The sequence below is a fragment of the Actinomycetospora sp. ABD4_176 genome, from assembly GCF_056311855.1.
In genome coordinates, this window is sequence record NZ_CM149974.1 from 2737782 (window position 1) to 2756419 (window position 18638).

General features: G+C 75.4%; 19 protein-coding genes. 4 read left to right on the forward strand and 15 right to left on the reverse strand.

Translation table 11 applies throughout. The annotated features are described in order from the left end of the window. Positions 1–78 precede the first annotated feature (78 nt). Together ACYX4T_RS13235 and ACYX4T_RS13240 are read right to left on the reverse strand one after the other, a co-directional pair. The gene (locus ACYX4T_RS13235) at positions 79–1284 is read right to left on the reverse strand and encodes a PucR family transcriptional regulator (protein WP_476014952.1); all 1206 of its coding nucleotides are present in this window, start codon (positions 1282–1284) and stop codon (positions 79–81) included. Positions 1285–1322: 38 nt separating this feature from the next. After that, positions 1323–1649, reverse strand: a complete 327-nt coding sequence (locus tag ACYX4T_RS13240; protein WP_476014953.1) for a hypothetical protein — start codon at positions 1647–1649, stop codon at positions 1323–1325. Between the two features lie 79 nt (positions 1650–1728). On the opposite strand from ACYX4T_RS13240, the gene ACYX4T_RS13245 reads away from it, so the two are divergent. Continuing rightward, positions 1729–1995: a hypothetical protein gene (locus ACYX4T_RS13245; protein WP_476014954.1), complete on the forward strand. Its 267-nt coding sequence runs from the start codon at positions 1729–1731 to the stop codon at positions 1993–1995. 44 nt (positions 1996–2039) lie between these two features. Here the strand turns inward: ACYX4T_RS13245 and ACYX4T_RS13250 are convergent, their stop codons facing one another. From ACYX4T_RS13250 to ACYX4T_RS13295, 10 genes are all read right to left on the reverse strand, one after another. Next, entirely contained in the window at positions 2040–2654 is a 615-nt protein-coding gene (locus tag ACYX4T_RS13250; RefSeq protein WP_476014955.1) for a hypothetical protein, read from the reverse strand. After that, positions 2651–3160 carry a hypothetical protein gene (locus ACYX4T_RS13255; RefSeq protein ID WP_476014956.1) on the reverse strand — a complete coding sequence of 170 codons (510 nt, stop codon included), beginning with the start codon at positions 3158–3160 and terminating at the stop codon, positions 2651–2653. Before ACYX4T_RS13255 ends, ACYX4T_RS13250 begins: the two co-directional genes overlap by 4 nt. Before the next feature lie 92 nt (positions 3161–3252). Further along, positions 3253–4290 (reverse strand): 5-methyltetrahydropteroyltriglutamate--homocysteine methyltransferase, encoded by a 1038-nt coding sequence (locus ACYX4T_RS13260; RefSeq protein ID WP_476014957.1) that lies wholly within the window; start codon positions 4288–4290, stop codon positions 3253–3255. An 11-nt stretch (positions 4291–4301) separates the two neighbouring features. Then, positions 4302–5186 (reverse strand): dioxygenase family protein, encoded by an 885-nt coding sequence (locus ACYX4T_RS13265; RefSeq protein WP_476014958.1) that lies wholly within the window; start codon positions 5184–5186, stop codon positions 4302–4304. 30 nt (positions 5187–5216) lie between these two features. Then, the gene (locus ACYX4T_RS13270) at positions 5217–6026 is read right to left on the reverse strand and encodes a citryl-CoA lyase (RefSeq protein ID WP_476014959.1); all 810 of its coding nucleotides are present in this window, start codon (positions 6024–6026) and stop codon (positions 5217–5219) included. Further along, positions 6019–7203 (reverse strand): CaiB/BaiF CoA transferase family protein, encoded by a 1185-nt coding sequence (locus ACYX4T_RS13275; RefSeq protein ID WP_476014960.1) that lies wholly within the window; start codon positions 7201–7203, stop codon positions 6019–6021. The genes ACYX4T_RS13270 and ACYX4T_RS13275 overlap by 8 nt, the downstream gene beginning before the upstream one ends. 77 nt (positions 7204–7280) lie before the next feature. Continuing rightward, complete coding sequence (locus ACYX4T_RS13280; protein WP_476014961.1) at positions 7281–7499, reverse strand: ferredoxin; 219 nt, start codon at positions 7497–7499, stop codon at positions 7281–7283. Between the two features lie 34 nt (positions 7500–7533). Beyond that, positions 7534–8721, reverse strand: coding sequence for a cytochrome P450 (locus ACYX4T_RS13285; RefSeq protein WP_476014962.1), 1188 nt, complete (start codon positions 8719–8721; stop codon positions 7534–7536). An 80-nt stretch (positions 8722–8801) separates the two neighbouring features. Next, positions 8802–9503, reverse strand: coding sequence for an alpha/beta hydrolase (locus tag ACYX4T_RS13290; RefSeq protein ID WP_476014963.1), 702 nt, complete (start codon positions 9501–9503; stop codon positions 8802–8804). Further along, the gene (locus ACYX4T_RS13295; RefSeq protein WP_476014964.1) at positions 9500–10459 is read right to left on the reverse strand and encodes an AraC-like ligand-binding domain-containing protein; all 960 of its coding nucleotides are present in this window, start codon (positions 10457–10459) and stop codon (positions 9500–9502) included. The genes ACYX4T_RS13290 and ACYX4T_RS13295 overlap by 4 nt, the downstream gene beginning before the upstream one ends. Before the next feature lie 168 nt (positions 10460–10627). Here ACYX4T_RS13295 and ACYX4T_RS13300 point away from each other — a divergent pair, with 168 nt between their 5' ends. Both ACYX4T_RS13300 and ACYX4T_RS13305 read left to right on the forward strand, forming a co-directional pair. After that, positions 10628–11608 (forward strand): VOC family protein, encoded by a 981-nt coding sequence (locus ACYX4T_RS13300; protein WP_476014965.1) that lies wholly within the window; start codon positions 10628–10630, stop codon positions 11606–11608. Continuing rightward, complete coding sequence (locus tag ACYX4T_RS13305; RefSeq protein WP_476014966.1) at positions 11605–12801, forward strand: acyl-CoA dehydrogenase family protein; 1197 nt, start codon at positions 11605–11607, stop codon at positions 12799–12801. Before ACYX4T_RS13300 ends, ACYX4T_RS13305 begins: the two co-directional genes overlap by 4 nt. Positions 12802–12820: 19 nt before the next feature. Here the strand turns inward: ACYX4T_RS13305 and ACYX4T_RS13310 are convergent, their stop codons facing one another. After that, positions 12821–13627: an IclR family transcriptional regulator domain-containing protein gene (locus tag ACYX4T_RS13310; protein ID WP_476014967.1), complete on the reverse strand. Its 807-nt coding sequence runs from the start codon at positions 13625–13627 to the stop codon at positions 12821–12823. Between the two features lie 195 nt (positions 13628–13822). Between ACYX4T_RS13310 and ACYX4T_RS13315 the strand changes: the two genes are divergently transcribed. After that, positions 13823–15259 (forward strand): amidohydrolase family protein, encoded by a 1437-nt coding sequence (locus ACYX4T_RS13315; protein WP_476014968.1) that lies wholly within the window; start codon positions 13823–13825, stop codon positions 15257–15259. 64 nt (positions 15260–15323) lie between these two features. Here the strand turns inward: ACYX4T_RS13315 and ACYX4T_RS13320 are convergent, their stop codons facing one another. Then, positions 15324–16502, reverse strand: coding sequence for an FAD-dependent monooxygenase (locus ACYX4T_RS13320; RefSeq protein WP_476014969.1), 1179 nt, complete (start codon positions 16500–16502; stop codon positions 15324–15326). Positions 16503–16583: 81 nt separating this feature from the next. After that, positions 16584–18395: an HNH endonuclease signature motif containing protein gene (locus ACYX4T_RS13325; RefSeq protein WP_476014970.1), complete on the reverse strand. Its 1812-nt coding sequence runs from the start codon at positions 18393–18395 to the stop codon at positions 16584–16586. Positions 18396–18638: the final 243 nt, after the last annotated feature.

The window sequence follows — 18638 nt, forward strand, 5'->3', positions numbered from 1 at the left end:
CATCCGAGCACCACGACGCCGGTGGTGGGCACCCCCGTGCCGGATGCCGGGAGGCCGACCCGCCGTGACGCTCGGCCGTCACCCGTCGTCGTCCGGGGCCGCGAGCGCGAGGCCGAGGAGCAGGCGGTCGCGGGCGTCGGCGAGGCGGCGGCCGGTGAGCGACTCGAGGCGCGCGAGCCGGTACATCACGGTGTTGCGGTGGCAGTAGAGCGCGCCGGCGGCGTGGGACGGCGAGCCGTCGGCGTCGAGCACGGCGCGCAGGGTCGCGAGCAGCACGGCCCGCTCGGCCGGCGGGACGTCGAGCAGGTCGCCGAGCGCGGCGCGCCGCAGCCGCGGCACGAGATCGGGCGCCTCGGCGAGCAGCGCCTCGGGCAACCGGTCGTCGAGGTCCGCGACGGCCCCGGCACCCGCCGGCAGCGTCCGCGCGGCCAGGCGCGCCCACCGGTACGCGACGTCGAGCCGCGCGAGGCCCGCCACCGGCGGCGACACGCCCACCGGACCGTGCGCGCGGGGCCGCAGGGCGTCCGCGACGGTCGCCCCGGCGTCCTCCTCGTCCGACGGGATGACGACGCCCACGACCTCCGCCGAGCGCACGTGCCACACCGACGTCGCGCACCCGGCGAGCGCCTCCGACACCCCGGGCAGCGGGTCGCCGTCGGCGTCGCCGACCGGGGCGACCACGCAGAGCACCGCGGCGTCCTCGTCGACGCCGAACAACCGGGCGGCGTCGCGGGCCCAGGCGGGCTCGCGGCCGCGGCCGGCGAGCAGCCCCTCGACCACCGCCCAGCGCCGCCCCAGCTCCAGGCCGCGCAGCCGCGTCTCCTCGCGCCGGTAGGCGTCGACGAGCCGGTCGGAACTCGCGTCGAGGATGCGCCACACGTCGTCGGCGACCACGAGCAGCGCCGCGTCGTGCTCGCCGCCGAACCTGGCCCGGGACACGGCGCGCATGCGCTCCCACACCAGCCGCCCGCACTGCCGGTAGGCGCGCAGCACCACCTCGAGCGGCACCCCCTGCCGCGCACGCCGACGGCCGGTGTCGACGGTGAGCGCCGCGGCGTCGACGTCGGGCGGCAGGTCGCCGGCAAGCTGGGTGAGCAGGCGGTCGAGGCTGGCCCGGCACGTCGAGCGCAGGTCGTCGCGCACCGGCACCCCGAGCGCGCCGTAGACGTCCTCGCGCTCGACGATGCGGGCGGTCAGGCAGTCGGCGAGCTCGTCGACCTCCTCGCGCAGGGCGCGGCAGAGCACGGTGAGGGACTCCCGCGCGGTCCCGGTCGGCGCCACCATCGGGGCAGCATCCCCCGCCACGGGTCGTGCGGTCCACGTCACACCTGCTTCGGCGGCTTCGGAGCCTTCCCCCGCCACGCCAGCGACCGGGCGTCGAGGTCACGGACGAGCGGGTCGCCCTCGGCGAGCATCCGCTCCCCCTGAGCGACGGCGTGGGCGAGGCGATCGTCGTCGAGCCGGCGGTACGCGGCGCCGCGGCGGCGGTCGAGGGCGTCGTACCAGCACCCGCCGACGGCGTCGTCGAGCAGCACGCGGCCGAAGCAGTGGTCGTGGCGGATCACCCAGCGCCCGCGCGCGGCCGCGGCGGGGAGCTCCCGGTCGACGAGCTCGCGGTAGCGGGCCAGGAGGGCGTCACGGTCGGGCACGTGGCGGGCTACCCGCCCGGGGACACCGCACGCGTGCCGCGACCGGCGTACACACGACGTGGTTCGGGCACGCTGCGAGATGACCGCCACTCACGCCGCGCCCGCCACCCCGCCGCCGGCCACGCTCCCGCCCGCGCCCCGCGACGACGCCGGGCGCGGGCCGGCGCTGTCGCTGCCCCTGCCGTGGCTGGGCACGGTCGAGCTCTCGCGGGGCCAGGTCGTCTACGTCGGCGGGATCGTCGGCCTCACCGCCGCCGGATTGCTCGAGTGGCCGATCGCGCTGGTCGTCGCTGCCGGCAGCGTCCTGACCTCGGACGGGAGCAGCCGCGGCGCGGTGGCCGCCTGAGGCGGACCGGGAGGGCGCACCCCTCCCGGTCCCCGTCCGCACGCTCAGCGCCGGCGGCGGGCCTCGTCGGCGGCCTCGGCGAGCTCGAGGGCCTCGGCCTTCTTCTCGGCCGCCTCGCGCTCGGCGGCGACGGCCTCGGACTCCTCCTGCACCCGCGTGCGGCGCGCCTCGTGGGCGTGGTCGTCGATCCGCTCGTGCGCCGCCGCGCGGTCGCGCTCGGCCTGCGCCTTGCGCTGCTGCTCGCGCTGCTCGGCTTTCTCCGCCCGCGCGCGCCGCTCCTCCTCGAGGCGCCGCTTCTGGTCCTCCGCCTGCTCGCGGACCTGCTCGCGCTGCTGCTGGTCCTGCTCGCGGCGCTGCGCCAGCCGCTCGTCGGCGACCTCGCGGCGGGCGTCGGCGGCCTGCTCGCGCTCCGCGGCCTCGCCGCGCCGGCGGACCCGCGCCTCCTCGACCCGGCCCTGCGCGCTCATCTCGGGGTCGCCGAGGACCGAGCCCAGGATCCCGCGCACCGTCGCCTCGACGCTGTCGAAGGCCAGCGTCGGGCCCCACTCCCTGTTGTTCGCGTTGCCCGTCACCTGGGCGAGCAGGTCGACGGGTACGCGGGCGACGCCGAACCCGACCGAGACGAGGGTGCGCGGCACCGCGGCCACCGGGTTGCTCATCGGGTCTCCTCCACGTCCTCGATCACCTCGGCGTCCCGGCGCGCCCGCTCCGCCCGGACCTCCTCGTCCTGCGCGCGCTCCTCGGCGGCGGCGCGCTCGCGCACCGCGTCCACCTCGTCGCGGCGCAGCTCCTGCTCGCGGGACCGCGCGACCTGCTCGGTGGCCTGCCGGCGGCTCGCCGTCTCCTGCGCGGCCCGCCGCTGCTCGGCGTCGCGGTCCTGCTCGGCGCGCTCCTCACGGGCCGCCGCGGCGTCCTCGGCGGCGAGGCGCTCGCGCTCGACCGCCAGCTCCTCGGCCTTGGCGCGGGCCTCGGCCTCCTCGCGCTTCTGCTCGGCGAACTCGTCGGCGCGCTTGGCCTCCTTCGCCGCGTCCGCCTTCTCCTGCTGGAGCTCGCCCTCGGCGCGCAGGTCCTGGTTGTCGGTGATCGCGCCCGCCGCCTGCTTGACGGCGCCGGCGACGCGCTGGCCCGCGCGGGTCGCCTTGGTGGACTCGCCGGGATCGGCCATGGACTCCTCCTCGTACGGCCTCGGTCGGCCTGGAGCCCCCTGGTACCCGCTGGACCGACCGTTCGATCACCGGCGTCCGGGCGGACGACCCGCTACCCGGCCAGCTCCGTGCGCAGCCGGTCCGCCCCGGCGGCCAGGGCGCGCATCTTGCCCTCGGCCACCGTGCGCGGCAGGTATTTCAGCCCGCAGTCGGGCGCGAGCACGAGCTGCTCGGGCGGCAGCAGGTCGAACGCCCGGCGTGCCCGGTCGGCGACGACGTCCGCGCCCTCGACCTTCTCGTCGGACAGGTCGAGGACGCCGAGGATGATCGTCTTGTCGGTGAGGTCACGGAGGATCCCGAGGTCGAGACCCGACTGCGCGGTCTCGATGGAGATCTGGTCGACGGGGCTGCCGGCCAGCTCGGGCAGGAACGAGTAGCCCTCGGGCCGCTCGTGGATGATCGCCGCGTAGCCGAAGCAGATGTGCACCGCCGTGGTGCCCTCCACGCCGTCGAGGGCCGCGTCCAGCGCCTCGAGCCCGTAGGCGCGGGCGGCGTCGGGCCGGGCCTGCATGTAGGGCTCGTCGATCTGCACGACGTCGGCGCCCGCCGCGAACAGGTCCCGGATCTCCGCGTTGACGACCGCGGCGTACGCCATGGCCGCCGCGCCCGGGTCGCCGTAGTGGTCGTCCTGGGCCTGCTGCGACATGGTGAACGGGCCCGGCACGGTCATCTTGATCGTGCGGTCGGTGGCCGCGCGCAGGAAGTGCAGGTCGTCGACCTCCACCGGCACCGGTCGCGCGATCGGCCCGGTGATGCGGGGAACCGGGTTCGGGTGCCCGCTGCGGTCGAGCGCGCTGCCCGGGTTGTCGACGTCGACGCCGTCGAGCGCGGTGGCGAAGTGGTTCGAGTAGCTCTCCCGCCGGATCTCGCCGTCGGTGAGGATGTCGAGCCCGGCGTCCTCCTGGGCCTTGACCGCCAGCAGCGTCGCGTCGTCCTGCGCCTGCGCGAGGAACTCCGGCGCCACCCGCCAGAGCTCCTTCGCGCGCACCCGCGGCGGGAACCGGCCGGCGAGCCTGCCGCGGTCGATGAGCCAGTCGGGCTGGGCGTAGCTGCCGACGAGCGAGGTCGGCAGGAGGGGGAGCGTCGCCATCAGGGGTCCTCTCAGCGGGGCTGCAGCACGAAGTCGTAGACGGCCTCGCACCACGGGACGTCGCTGTGGCCGCCGTCGGGTGTCGGACCGGGCTCCCGGTCGGCGAACGTGACGACCAGCTCGCGCTTGACGCCGAAGACGACGTCGCTGTCGAGGTACGGCGCGCCCTCCCGGAACAGGTGCGTGATCAGCGGCGCGTAGCCCGGCACGTCGAGCAGGAAGTGCACGTGGGCGGGCCGGAAGTGGCTGATGTCGGTCCGCGCGATGAGGTGCCCGACCGGGCCGTCCATCGGGATCGCGTAGCCGAGCGGGGCGATGGTGCGCACGCAGTAGGTGCCGTCCTCGCGGGCGGTGTACTTCGCGCGCAGCCGGGCCTCGTCGACCTCCAGCTGGGACTCGTAGGCGCCCTCGGCGTCGGCCTGCCAGACGTCGAGCACCGCGCCGGGCACGGGTGACCCGTCGAGCGCGCGGACCGTGCCGTGGACGAAGAGCGGCGTGCCTGCGATGCCGTCGGACATGTCGTCGCCGTAGCCGAGCTCCGGCGAGTCCTCGATGAAGAACGGGCCGAGCACGGTCGCGGGCGTCGCGCCCTCGTCGAAGCGGTGGTTCTGCTGCACCACGAGCATCGACAGGCCCAGCACGTCCGAGGCGAGGATGAACTCCTCGCGCTTGGCGTCGCTGATCTGCCCGACCTCGGTCAGCCAGCGCATCGCCGCCATCCACTCGCCCTCGGACAGGCGCGTCTCGCGGGCGAACGCGTGGAGGTGACGGACCAGCGCGCTCATCAGCTCCGCGGTGCGCGGGTCGTGCGCCGTCGACCACCGCGCCGCGGCGAGGTCGGTGATCGTGTCCTCGGTGACGGTCATCGGCGTGGTGGGGGTGACCGGGTGCGCCATCGCGACCTCCTGTGTGGCTCGGGGCTGTGGCTAGAGGCTCGGCGGTTCGTACGGGTCGGGGTCGGTGGGCCGGTTGTGCAGGTCCACCGACAGGAAGATGTCGTTGGCCACGGGGTGGCGCAGCTCCTCGGCGAGCTGGCCGATGAGCCCCGCGGTGCGCGCGAGCAGGGCGAACGCGCGCAGGAGCTCGAGGGGCAGGCCGAGGTCGGCGAGCGCGGCACCGCATACGCCGGCGCCGTTGAGCGGCAGCGTCTTGGAGAGGACCTCCGGGTGCACCCGCCCGATCGCGGCGAACAGCGCGAGGTGCGGGCCGGTGACCCCCTCCTCGGCGGCGATCGCCATGAGCCGCGGCGTGCGGGGGTCGCCGTCCTTGTGGACGTGGTGGCCGAGGCCCGGGACGAACCTCTTCGCCTCGCGCTCCCGCCGGACCGTGCTCCGCGCGAGCTCGTCCCAGCCCGCGTCGTCGGTGGGCAGCTCCTCGGCGGCCACCAGGACGTCGTGCAGGAACCGCCCGCAGTCCTCGGTGACGCCGAGGAAGCGCGAGCCGCCGGCGAGCAGGCCCGCGGCGAGCGCGCCCTGCACCGAGTCGGGCGCGGACAGGTGCGTCAGCCGCGTGATGATCGCGGTCGGCGTGTAGCCGTGGTCGGCCAGCGCGGCGAGGACGGCCTCGAACACCCGGGTCTCGCCGGGCGTCGGGCGGCGCTGGGTCGCGAGCCAGAACGCGAGCTCGCCGAACCCGACCTCGCCCATGACGTCGTTCGCCAGGTCGTGGCCGAGCAGCGTGATCGCGTCCTTCGACGAGGCGCCCAGCGCGGTGGGGTACTCGCGCGCCTCAGACATCCGGGGCCTCGGAGGTCAGCCACTTCCGCAGCTCCGCGCCGTGCTCGTCGAGCTCGGGCGGCGGGAGCTCGTAGGTCGCCGGGGTGTCGGAGAAGCGGATGGGGTTGCGGGTGGTCGGCACCGCCCGCTCGCCCGCGCCGACCTCGACGATCGGGTCGAGCCCGAAGCGCTCGGCGATCGCGAAGCCGCCGGCGACGCTGTTGATCGGGCCGGCGGGGACGCCGGCCTCGACGAGGAGGTCGAACCACTCGTCGGCACCCTTGCCCGAGAGCGCCTCGACGAGGATCGGGCGCAGCTCGTCGCGGTGCTCGGTGCGGTCGGCGTTGCGCGCGAAGCGCGGGTCGTCGGCGAGCTCGGGCATCCCGAGGACGCCGCAGAGCTTGCGGAACTGGCCGTCGTTGGCCGCGGCGACGATGAGGTCGTTGTCGGCGGTCGGCAGCGGCTCGTAGGGCACGACGCTCGGGTGGGCGTTGCCCATCCGCGTCGGGACGACGCCGCCTGCGGCGTAGGCGGAGCTCTGGTTGACCATGCCCGACATCGCCGACGCGAGCAGGGACAGCTCGACGTGCTGGCCGCGGCCCGTGGCGTCGCGGTGGTGCAGCGCGGCGAGGATGCCGATGAGCGCGTCCTTGCCCGCCATCACGTCGAAGATCGAGATGCCGGCACGGAACGGCGGGCCGTCCGGGGAGCCGGTGAGGCTCATCAGCCCCGAGACCGCCTGCACCATGAGGTCGTAGCCGGGGACGTGCGCGCCCCCGGTCGACCCGAAGCCGGAGATCGAGGCGTAGATCAAGGCGGGGTTGTCGGCGGACACCGAGGCGTAGTCCAGCCCGTACTTGGCCATGCCGCCGGGGCGCAGGTTCTCGATGAGGACGTCCGCGCGGCGCGCGAGCTCCTTGGCCACCGCGACGTCGTCGTCCTGGCGCAGGTCGAGCGCGATGGAGCGCTTGCCGCGGTTGATGCCCAGGTAGTACGTCGACGTCTCGTCGCGGGTCGGCGGCATCCAGGTGCGGGTCTCGTCGCCCTGCGGGGACTCGACCTTGACCACCGTCGCGCCCAGGTCGGCCAGGAGCATCGTGGCGTAGGGCCCGGCGAGCACGCGCGAGAAGTCGGCCACGAGGAGCCCGCTCAGCGGCCCGCCGCCGCCCTCCGCCCCCGTGTGGTCGTCCTGCGCCATGCGGTCCTACCTCTCGTCCGCTCTACGGACAGCTGTCCGTCGTCGATGGTCGAGCCTGCTCGCGACGATCGAGATCGTCAAGTCCGCGGCGTCGGGGCCGTCTCGACGACCCGCAGCGCCGCGACCGGGCACACCGCGGCCGCGCCCCGGCCGGCCTCCTCCAGCTCGCCGGGCAGATCCCGCCCCTCGTAGTGGTGGGTGAGGAAGCCGTCGTCGTCGAGCTCGAAGATGTCCGGGGCCCGCTCCTCGCACTGCCCGTGACCCTCGCACCGGTCGTAGTCCGCCTCGATGCGCATCGTCCTGCCTCCCTGCCGCCCCGGCTCGCTCTGGTCAGTCCGTGTGCACCGTGACCGGGACCGAGGCGAAGGCCCGGATCAGGTTGTTGAGGGCCCGCTGCGGCTCGCCGACCTCGAAGCGGCGCACGGTGCGGGCGAGCGCGGTGAGCAGCGCCGCGATCTCGAGCTTGGCCAGACCCTGCCCGGCGCACCCGTGCTCGCCGTAGCCGAAACCGAGCTGCTCGGGCGCGTCGGGGCGCGCCACGTCGAAACGGTCCGGGTCGGCGAAGTGCCGCTCGTCGCGGTTCGCCGACGCGTAGAGCACGAGCACCCGCGAGCCCGCGGGCACCGCGACGCCGCCGATCTCGGTGTCCTGCGCCGCGAGTCGCCCGAACCCGCGGATCGGCGCCTCGAGCCGCACGACCTCCTGCACCGCGTTCGGGATGAGCTCGGGTTCCGCCCGCAGCCGGTCCCACTGCTCGGGGTACGCGCCGAAGAGCCAGATCGCGCTGCCGACGGCGCTGATCGTCGTGTCCAGCGAGGGCGCGAGGTAGTCGAGCATGAGCATCATGGCCTGCTCGTCGGTGACCTCGCCGCGGTCGCGCGCCTCGAGCACGCCGGCGCCGAGGCTGCCGGGCAGCACGCCGCCCTCGCGCACCAGGTGGGCCCCGTAGGCGGCCATCTCGCCGCACTGCGGCAGGGCCGCCTCGGTGCGGGCGTTGAGCGGGCCGAAGGAGTCGAAGTTCGCGCCCGCCCAGCGCAGCAGGTGCTCGCGACCCTCCTCGGGCCAGCCGATGAAGTCCGGCACGATCGACAGCGGCAGGGCCCGGGCGAGGTCGCCGACCGCGTCGAACGACCCGCGGGGCACGAGGTCCGCGACCAGGGCGTCGGCGGCATCGGTGATCACCTCGCGCATCGGCCGCAGCGCCCGCGGGGTCAGCCGGTGCGCGACGATCCGGCGCAGGTGGGCGTGGCGCTCGCCGTCGCTGGCCAGCGTGCAGCCGAGGATCGCCGCGTTGGCCGGCTCGTTGAGCGCGATGCCGTCGGCCGACCGGAACACCTCCGGGGTGGCGAGCACGTGCCTGGCGTCCTCGTACCGCGCGATCGCGTAGGCGTCGTGGGCGGTCAACCACACCGCGGGCCCGAGGTCGCGCAGGGCGCGGTAGTGCCCGTAGGGCTCGAGGAGCGCCTGGTCGGTGTAGATGTCGGCGTCGTACTGCGGCGCGGTCGCGACGGTCGTCATCGGCGGCGTGACCCCCGGGGTCGATGCGGCGGACAGGTGTCCGCTGGGCGATCGACCCTCACCGACGAGGTGTCGCGGTGTCAACCGTCACGGCGCCCGCCGCGGCCCGGCAGGCGGCCCAGGAGGTCCGCGGCCGCGTCCAGCTCGTCGTCGGCGACCTCGTGGTCGCGCCCGGGCTGGACGCGCAGCTCGACGGCGGCCCCGCGGGCGCGCAGCGCGTCGACGAGCTCCTCGGTGGCCGCGAGCGGGACCCAGGGGTCGGCGTCGCCGTTGGTGGCGAGGACCGGGAGCCCCGCGAGGGGCCGGGGATCCGCGGCCGGAGGTGACCGGTCGGTGCCGGGCGGACCTGCGGCCGCGCCGGTCCAGACCAGGGCGCCCGCCCATCGCGATGGGCGGCGCAGCAGGTGGTCGGCCACGAGACAGGCGCCCTGGGAGAACCCGGCGAGCACCGTCGACCCGGCGTCGTGACCGTGGGCGACGAGGGCGTCGGCGAGACCGTCGACGACGTCGGCGGCGCGGTCCCGTTCCGCCAGGGTCTCCTCGGGCGGGTCGTGGACGCGACCGGCGTACCAGGTGCGGCCGGGAGCGGCCGGGAGGACCCAGGTGATCGCCACGTCGGACAGGCGCGGCGCGAGCCGGGCGACGACGTGCTCCTGCATCCACGCCGGGTCCTGGTCGCGGCCGTGCAGCAGCACGACCGCGAGGTCCCCGCGCCCCACCGGCGCGCCGTGCACCGCGAGCCCGGGCGCCCGCAGGGCCGCCGTCCCCGCCGCCCGGGTCACGCCGTCCCGTCCGTCATGGCCCGACGGTAGGCCACCGGGGTCCGCCCGGTCGCGGCCTTCACCAGCTGGCCGAACCGTGTCGCGTTGGTGAAGCCCCACCGCAGCGCGACCGCCGAGACCGGCGTGCGCGCCTGGCGCGGGTCGGCGAGGTCGGCCAGGCACCGCGCGACCCGGCGCTCGCGGATCGTGCCCGCCACGGTGCGCCCGTCCTCGGCGAGCACCGCGTGCAGGTGGCGGGTCGAGACGAACATCGCGGCGGCGACCGCGCGCGGCGACAGGTCCGGGTCGGCGAGGTGGGCGTCGATGTGCCGGTCGATGCGCGCGCGGAGCTCGTCGTGCCGGTCCGGGGTGCCCAGCAGCCCGCGCCGGGCGAGCTCGTCGTCGAACAGGGTGCGGGCGAGCTCGGTGGCGTGCCGGGCGGCGGCGAGGACGGTGTCGCCGCGGACGCGCCCGGCCGGGCGCTCGAGGCTCTCGTGCAACCCCGTCAGCAGGCCCGCGACGGCGGGGGTGAGCCCGTGTGCGGCGTCGAACGTCGTGGCGGTGAGCTCCCCCGCCCGCCGGTGCCCGCCGGGCCCGTCGGTCGGGAAGCGGAAGCAGAGGCTGCGGTAGCCCTCCCCGCTGACGATCTCCACGGGCCGGCTGGAGTCGTAGAACACCAGGTCGCCGGGCCCCACGCGGGCGAGCCGGCCGTCCTGGCGGAACTGCGCGGTCCCGGCGAGCTGCACCGAGAGCAGGTAGTCGGCGGGGCCGTCGCCGATGTGCTCGGCGGCCCGCACCGCGAGGTGGGGCCGGGAGGTCATCGCGATCATCGAGGCGTCGCCGAGACGGCGGCGGCTGATGCTCCCGTGGAACCGCTCGGGTGCCGCACACTCGACGTGGAACGGCAACAGGGCTCCGGTGACGGCGCCGCGCCAGGCGTCGACGTCACGGGCGCGGACCTCGTCGTCAGCGTCCATGAGCGTCCATGTGGAGCACCTCCGGTACGGCGCGACGGCCGGTCGCCGTACGCCGACCCCCCGCGCCGTGCAGCACGCGGAGATGACCGTGCACTGTAGCGAGAGTCACGAGACGTGGACCACACGTAGCGTGGGACGGCCCGAGCAGGCCGGCCCCGAGGAGGTCCCGTGTCCCACATCCGCGGTTCCCACCACACGACGCTGTCGGTGGGCGGCGCCCAGGAGGACGTGGACTTCCACGTCGACACGCTGGGCATGCGCTTCATCAAGCGCACGGTGCTCTTCGACGGCTCGCTGCCGATCTACCACCTCTACTACTCGAACGCGGCCGGCGACCCGTCCGCGGTGCTCACGACGTTCCCGTGGCGTCAGGCCGGGCTGGTCGGGCGCCGGGGGACCAACCAGGCCCGCGAGGTGCTGCTGGCCGTGCCGGCGGGCTCGCTGGACTTCTGGGAGCAGCGGCTCACCGAGCACCGCGTCGAGGTCACGAGCACCGAGGTGTTCGACCGCCGCCGCCTGGAGTTCCGTCACCCCTGTGGCATCGAGTACGCCCTGGTCCCCGTCGACGGCGACCCGCGCGTCGGCCACGCCGGGCAGGGCGTGCCGCCGGAGTACGCGATCCACGGCATCCACGGCACCGGGATCCACGTCGCCACCCCCGAGCGCATGGTCGAGTTCTCCGAGGAGGTCTTCCACTCCCAGGGCAAGCTCGTCGAGGACGGCGACCGCGCGGCGTACCAGGTCGGGCAGGACAGCCACGGCAACCACGTCGAGCTGATCGCCGACAACGGCGACGACCAGGGCACCTGGCGCTACGGGGCCGGCACGTTCCACCACGTCGCCTGGAACCTCGAGACCCTGGAGAACCAGGACGACCTCAAGTTCGAGATCGAGGGCAACGGCTACACCGACATCTCCGAGCTCAAGGACCGCAAGTACTTCAAGTCGGTCTACGTGCGCACTCCGGGCGGGGCGCTGTTCGAGCTGGCCGTGACCCACGCCGAGGGCGGCTGGACCTGCGACGAGTCGCCCCACGAGCTCGGTCAGCGCTTCCAGCTGCCCGAGCAGTTCGAGGACCGCCGCGAGGAGATCTTCTCGAAGCTCGAGCCGATCGAGACGCCGGTGGCGCCCGCCGAGGAGGAGTCGTGACCGACCAGCTCGTCCGTCCCGTGACGGACCCGACCGCCGCCGACCGCTTCGACGACGTGATGGCCCGCATCGGCGAGCTCGACCCGCTGCTGCGCGAGGAGGCGGAGGCGAACGAGGCCGGGGGCCGCCTCACCCCGCGCGTGGCGGAGGCGCTGCACGACAGCGGCGTCTACACGATGAGCATGCCCCGCGAGCTCGACGGCATGGAGCTCGCACCCCGGCAGGTCATCGCGGCGATCGAGGCCCTCTCACGCGCCGACGCGTCCACCGGCTGGGTCGTCATGACCCTGCAGATGGCGATCGGCACCACGGCGGCCTACCTCGGGCGCCGGCCCTTCGCGGAGGTCACCGCGGAGCACGGCGACCGCACCCTCGCCGCGGGCCAGGGCACCCGTCCGGGCCGGGCGGTCGGTGTCGAGGGCGGTTTCCTGCTCTCGGGCTCGTGGTCGTTCGCCTCCGGGCTGCACCACGCCACGCACATCCACACCGCCGCGCTGTGCGACTCCGGCGAGGTGCGGGTGTTCACGCTCCCGAAGGAGCAGGTGACGATCGTCGACGACTGGGACGTCATGGGGCTGCGCGCCACCGGCAGCGTCGACTACCACTGCGAGGACGTCTTCGTCCCCACCGAGCACACCTATGTCGCGACCACCACCGAGCCGCTGCTCGGCGGCCCGGTGTTCCGGCTGGGCCTGGCCGCGTTCGCGAGCCTCCAGCACGTCGGGTGGGCCCTCGGGGTGGGGCGGCGCCTGCTCGACGAGATGCAGGCCGTCGCGGCCGCGAAGACGGGGACCCGGAACGCCGGCGTCGACACGAGCGAGTTCCACGCCGACTACGCCCGCGCCGAGGCCACGCTGCGCTCGGCCCGTGCCTGGAACCTCGAGGTCTGGGCCGACATCGAGGCCACCCTCGACCGCGGGGAGGAGCTCACCACCGACCAGGACACGCTCCTGCGGCTCGCCCTGCACACCGCCACCGAGGCCGCGCAGGAGGTCGGGCGGACCGTCTACCGGTGGGCGGGCACGACCGCCCTGCGCAGCGGCCCCCTCAACCGCGTCTTCCGGGACCTGCACGGCGGCACCCAGCACGTCACCTCCGGGCCGGGCGTGCGCCACGGCTGCGGACGCCGGATGGCCGGGCTGGCGCCCGGTGCGTCCTGGGTGTTCCTCGACCTGGTCGAGCCCGCGGCCTGATCGCGCCCGTCGCTGCCCGTCAGGACGCCGGCAGCGTCCGGCGCGGGAGCGCGGCGCGCCGGGCGAAGTCGGCGGAGATGTCGCCGGCGGCCTGGAGCAGCAGCGGCAGGTGGTGCTCGAGGAGGTGCGTCACCGACGTCTCGGCGGCGTGGCAGTTGACGTTGACGCCGGCGACGACCCGGCCCTCGCCGTCGCGCAGGGGCGCAGCCACCGAGCGGATGCCCGGGGCGAGCTGCTCGTCGGTCAGCGCCCAGCCGCGGGCGCGGACCTCGCGCAGCACGGCGTCGCGCTCGTCGGGCTCGGGCCGCCAGCGCGGGGTCAGGCCCGAGCGGGTGGGCTCGGCGAGGACGCGCTCGAGCTCGTCGGGCGGGAGCGCGGCGAGCTGCACCTTGCCCAGCGACGTCGGCAGGGCCGGGAAGCGCGTCCCGATCTGCACGCTCAGCGCGACGATCTTCGGGACGGCGACCCGCGCGACGTAGACGATGTCCGAGCCGTCGAGCTGCGCGATCGAGCACGACTCGCCGGTGCGCTCGACCAGCCGCTCGAGGTGCGGGCGCGCGACCTCCCACAGGCCCAGCGCGTCGACGTAGGCCACGCCGAGGTCGAGCACACGCGGCGTGAGCACGTAGCCGCGCTCGACCGCGCGGACGTGGCCGAGCTCGGCGAGCGTGAGCAGGATGCGCCGCGCCGTCGGCCGCGCGAGCCCGGTCGCCGTCGCGACCTCGGCCAGCGTCATCACCGGGCGCTCGGCGCCGAAGGCGGTGATGACGTCCAGCCCGCGCGCGAGGGCCTCGATGAAGTCGGGCCCCGCTCCGTCCCGCGGCACGGCGCCTCCCTCCACGACCTGGCTCGCGGCACTGTAGCCGCTGCGACCGCTGGACGGACAGCACGACCGCGGCGGGCTCCCGGGCCTCCTCCCGGCGCGGTCGTTGACAACGCGACCATCGGCGGACGAAGGTGACCCACGTCATCCGACCGTCTGCCGGACGCCTGTCCGCGACGTCCCACCGAGGAGCGCTCCATGAGCCAGCCCGCCGCCGAGCGGCGTCCCGTCGTCCTGCGGGGCGGCACGGTGCTCACCGTCGACGCCGCGCACACCGTGCTCTCCGGCCACGACGTGCTCGTCGTCGACGACCGCATCGCCGCGATCGGTGTCGACCTCGAGGTCCCGGCGGGCACCGAGGAGATCGACGCGCGCGACGGGATCGTCATGCCGGGCATGGTCGACACGCACCGGCACATGTGGCAGACGGCGATGCGCGGCTACGGCGCCGACTGGACGCTCACCCAGTACTTCGTCTGGTACTACCTCGACTGGGGCCGGCGCTTCCGCGCGCAGGACGTCCACGCGGGCAACCTGCTGGCCGCGATCGAGGCCGTCGACGCCGGCGTCACCACCTGCGTGGACTGGTCCCACGGCCTGCAGAGCACCGAGCACGCCGACGCCGCGGTCGACGCGCTCGCCGCCGTCCCGGGCCGCTTCGTGCTCGCCTACGGCAACATCCAGGACGCGCCGCAGAACTGGACCGCGACCCCGGAGCTGCGCGACTTCCTCGACCGCCGCCGCGGCGACGTCGAGGGCTTCCAGCTCGCCTTCGACGTCACCGGCGACCCGTCGTTCCCGGAGAAGCCCGCGTTCGAGGTCGCCCGCGACCTGGGCCTGCCCGTCACCACCCACGCCGGCGTCTGGGGCGCGACCAACGACGACGGCATCCGCCTCATGCACGAGCACGGCTTCACGCGCCCGGACACGGTCTACGTGCACGCCGCGACGCTGTCCGCCGACTCCTACCAGCGGATCGCGGCCACCGGCGGCTCGGTGTCGGTGTCCACCGAGAGCGAGCAGAGCGCCGGTCAGGGCTACCCGCCCACCTGGGTGCTGCGCAGCCACGACATCCCGGTGTCGCTGTCGATGGACACCTCGGTGTGGTGGAGCGGCGACCTGTTCACGGCCATGCGCACGACGCTGGGCGCGGACCGCTCCCGCGAGCACCTCGAGGCCCACGCCAAGGGCGAGACCGTCACCCACGCCGCCCTGCGCGCCGAGCACGTCGTCGACATGGCGACCCGCGGCGGGGCGCGTGCCCTCGGTCGCGAGGACGACCTGGGCAGCGTCGAGGTGGGCAAGAAGGCCGACCTGGTGCTGATCCGCAACGAGCACTCGCCGGCGATGTTCCCGCTGCTGCACCCGCACGGCCACGTCGCGTTCCAGGCGCAGCGCGGCGACGTCGAGGTGGTGCTCGTCGACGGGCGGGTCGTCAAGCGCGACCACCGCCTCGTCGGGGTCGACCTGGCCGCGGCCCGGCGCGCGGTGGAGCAGACCGTGGACCACCTGCGCGGCGAGCTCGGCGAGGAGGCCTGGCGGCAGGGGATGAACCCGGACATCCCCGAGACGACCATCCTCGACAACCCGTACCAGTACACCGACTACCACTCGGGGGCGACGCACGGCGCCTGAGGCTCCGGGGGGGGCAGCGGCTGCCGCGGCCGCCCGGCGGCTGCTGTGGCCGCCCCCGCGGTGGCTAGGCGTGCTGCGGGTCGACACCCGCGTAGGAGTGGGCGAACCACCGGCGCAGCAGCGGATCGCGCTGCAGCGACGACACCCAGCCCTCGCGCAGCCCGAGCCCGAAGCCGTCGCGCTCGTCGCCCGCGCCGGGCGGGGCGGTCATGATCCGCAGGAACCAGTCGGAGAACGCCTGGGTGCGCCAGATCGCGGGCAGCCGGGTCGCGCTGTAGCGCTCGCTGCGGGCGGGGTCCCGCTGCGGGCCGAAGCGCTCGACCAGCCCGTGAGCGAGCTCCACGGCGTCGAAGATCGCGAGATTCATGCCCTTGCCGCCGGCGGGCGTGATGAGGTGCGCCGCGTCGCCGACCAGGAAGACCCGGCCGTGCTGCATCGGCGTCGTCACCCGGGTGCGCAGGTCCAGGACGTCGACCTCGGGGAGCTCGACGCCGCCGAGGTCGGCACCGAGGCGCCGGCCGACCTCCTCGCGGATGCGGTCGTGCGACCAGTCGGCGGGGCCCTGGTCGCCGGGGACCTCGAGATAGAGGCGGGTGACCTCGGGCAGCCGGCGCATGTGGGCGGCGTAGCCGCGCGGGTGGGCCGCGTAGATCGTGTGGCCGACCAGGGGCGGCATGGCGGCGCTGATGACGAGGAAGCGCTGGGGGTGGCGACGGTCGTGCGAAGTGACGTGCCCGGCCAGCGACCGGGCCACCACGCTGCCCGCGCCGTCGCACCCGACCACCACCTCGGCGTGGAGCTCCTGCTCGCCGTCGGGCCCGGTCGTCGTCACCCGGGCGCCGTCGGCGTCCTGCTCGATGCCGGTGACGCGGTGCTCGAAGAGCACCCTGCCGCCCTCGTCGAGGAACGACGCCGCGACCCGGGCGACGAGCTCGTGCTGCGGGAACACGTAGTGGGGCCGTCCCCCGGTGAGCGCGCCGTAGTCGACGAGCACCGACTCGTCGGCGGTGCGGAACTCGCAGCGGTGGTTCTCCGCCGCGAAGTCGAGGACCGCGCCGCCCAGTCCCTCGGCGGTCAGCAGCGCCGCGGTGCGGTACTCGACGATGCCCGCCTTGGGGAGCTTGCCGAGCTGGTCGTGCGGCTGGGCCTCCACGACGGTCGTCGCCACACCCGCCCGCTGCAGCAGCCACGCGAGGACCAGCCCCGCCGGCCCGGCGCCCACGACGACCACGTCCGTCCGCACCCCGCCAGCCTCACCCGACGGCATTCGCGGCGCAGCAGGGGCTCCCGGTGTGCGGGAGCGTCGGTCCGAGGGCCCGATGCCTCAACCCGCCCGCCGACCCGGGTCCGTGGGGCGACGGTTCGCCTCGCGGCGACGCCACGAGTCGATGTCGGACGGCCAGCCGTCGACCTCGCCGCCTGCTGCCCCGCCGGCATCGTCACCCTGATCATGACGTGCGCCGTCAGGTACGCCGTCGCGCTCCCACGCCGGCGGGTCGAGCGCCGGCGAGCGCACCCACCACCGGTGGCCCGACGGGGACGTCCAGGTGATCACGGGCGCACTGCCGCCGTCCGGGTCGGGGCCGAGCGTCGCCGACCACCCTCCGTGCGTCTTGATGCGGTGGTGCCGGCGACAGGCGGGCTTCAACGTGTCGCTCCGGGTCGGCCCGCCGCCCCCGCCCGGACGGTGGTGCTCGTACGGCGCCACGTGGTCGAGGTCGCACCGCGCAGCCGGCACCCGGCACCCCGGCGCCGCGCACGTCAGGTCGCGGGCCCCCACGAAGTCCTGCATCGACGCGGGTGGTCGGTAGCGGCGGGCGTCGAGGTGCGCGGCGGTGCCGGTGACCGGGTCGGTCAGCAGCCGGCGCCACCAGGCTTCCGGGCCGGACGCGAGGCGTCGGGCCATGTCGGCGGGGATCGGGCCGTGCCCCTCGAGCTCGGCCGGACGGTCGGAGAACCCCGCCAGCACGTCCCACCCGATGGTCACCCGCACCTCGGCCCGGACCGGCGACCGCCGCCCCGCCCGGAGCCCGCGCACCGGGTCGCGCGCGTCCTCGGCGCCGGATCGCGGTGCCCCGCGCTCCGCGGGCCCGCCCGCCGCCCGATCGTCTCCGGTCGGGTCGTCCTCGGCGTTCTGAGTGTCCTCGGCGCCCGGCACGTCCCCCGCGCCGACGTCGTGGCGGTCGTCCGCGTCGCCTGTCGCACCGTCGTCCGCCGCGTCGTCACCTGCCGCGTCGCCTGTAGCCGGGACGCCACCGGCCGCGCGACCGCCGCCCGCCGCGCCGTCGCCGGCGGCGGCACCGCAGCAGCAGTCGCCACCACCCGTGGCGCCGTCGAGCACCAGGTCGCGGGCGCTGTCGGCGCGCTTCTGCGCCAGGGTGCGCTGCTCGCCGTCCAGGGCGTCGCCGGCGGCGCGGGCCAGGGAGTCGATGATCGAGTAGACCCCGCGCGCCTCGTCGCCGGGCAGGCGCAGCTGGATCACGCCGGTGGCCCCGTGGTCCTCCGACCAGTAGCGCAGCTCCCGCGTCTTCCGGGCCTGCTCGGGGCGCCGGCGGACCATGTCCGGATCCAGGCGGGCCACGATCCGGCGGACGACGTCGCGCAGCTGCGCCGGCGTGCGGTCGCGTGCCGGCCGCGCCCACAGCTCCGCGTCCACCGCGCGGGCGGTGCCGGGATCGCAGAGCTCGACCTGGTCGAGCACCGCCCGCGCGTGCCCGAGGGAGATGCGCCCGTCCTCGAGTGCGGCGAGCGTGCACGGCAGCTGCTCGACCAGCGTGCCCGCCTGGTGGATACGGATCTCGCCCGAGCGCGGCGAGATGCGGGCGAGGGTGGCGACCTCCATCGCCACGGCCTGCGACGCCAGCTCGCCCCGCCCGGCGCCGCGCGCCCGGGCCTCGCACGCCTGCAGGTAGTGAGCGGTCTCGCGGTGGAGCCGGCCGGTCGCCCAGTTGACGATCGCCTCCCAGCCGGCGAGCCGCTCGGCGGCGTCGTAGCCCTCGTCGTCGGCGAGGTCGACGGGCTCGGAGCCCTCCAGCGCCGACGCGAGCTCGGGCCCCGGGACCCACCGCGAGAACCAGCACGGCACGGCAGAGGGACGCGGCTCCTCCGCCGCGGCCATCCATCCCGTGTCGAACACGTGTTCGATGATACCAGTCACACCGACACCGAACGACCGGCTCCGCGCGGTGAGGGTCCCGTCCCAGCACGTGGTTGCGCCTAGGGTTCCGCCCGCCTCCCGCCACCCGACCCACAACCAGGGACGGCCGGGGTCTGGACCGAGCGGCGCCACGGCCGCCCCCGACCCACGGTCCGGGCCGGTCAACACCTGACGGGAGAGAAGCCCCGAGGGCTCCTGTTCGACGTGCCCGCCTCCGGGCGG

Bases quoted from the DNA above. Each gene is read 5' to 3' on its own strand.
- ACYX4T_RS13235 (WP_476014952.1), bottom strand. From the start codon at position 1,284: ATGGTGGCGCCGACCGGGACCGCGCGGGAGTCCCTCACCGTGCTCTGC.
- ACYX4T_RS13245 (WP_476014954.1), top strand. From the start codon at position 1,729: ATGACCGCCACTCACGCCGCGCCCGCCACCCCGCCGCCGGCCACGCTC.
- ACYX4T_RS13250 (WP_476014955.1), bottom strand. From the start codon at position 2,654: ATGAGCAACCCGGTGGCCGCGGTGCCGCGCACCCTCGTCTCGGTCGGG.
- ACYX4T_RS13255 (WP_476014956.1), bottom strand. From the start codon at position 3,160: ATGGCCGATCCCGGCGAGTCCACCAAGGCGACCCGCGCGGGCCAGCGC.
- ACYX4T_RS13260 (WP_476014957.1), bottom strand. From the start codon at position 4,290: ATGGCGACGCTCCCCCTCCTGCCGACCTCGCTCGTCGGCAGCTACGCC.
- ACYX4T_RS13265 (WP_476014958.1), bottom strand. From the start codon at position 5,186: ATGGCGCACCCGGTCACCCCCACCACGCCGATGACCGTCACCGAGGAC.
- ACYX4T_RS13270 (WP_476014959.1), bottom strand. From the start codon at position 6,026: ATGTCTGAGGCGCGCGAGTACCCCACCGCGCTGGGCGCCTCGTCGAAG.
- ACYX4T_RS13275 (WP_476014960.1), bottom strand. From the start codon at position 7,203: ATGGCGCAGGACGACCACACGGGGGCGGAGGGCGGCGGCGGGCCGCTG.
- ACYX4T_RS13280 (WP_476014961.1), bottom strand. From the start codon at position 7,499: ATGCGCATCGAGGCGGACTACGACCGGTGCGAGGGTCACGGGCAGTGC.
- ACYX4T_RS13285 (WP_476014962.1), bottom strand. From the start codon at position 8,721: ATGACGACCGTCGCGACCGCGCCGCAGTACGACGCCGACATCTACACC.
- ACYX4T_RS13295 (WP_476014964.1), bottom strand. From the start codon at position 10,459: ATGGACGCTGACGACGAGGTCCGCGCCCGTGACGTCGACGCCTGGCGC.
- ACYX4T_RS13315 (WP_476014968.1), top strand. From the start codon at position 13,823: ATGAGCCAGCCCGCCGCCGAGCGGCGTCCCGTCGTCCTGCGGGGCGGC.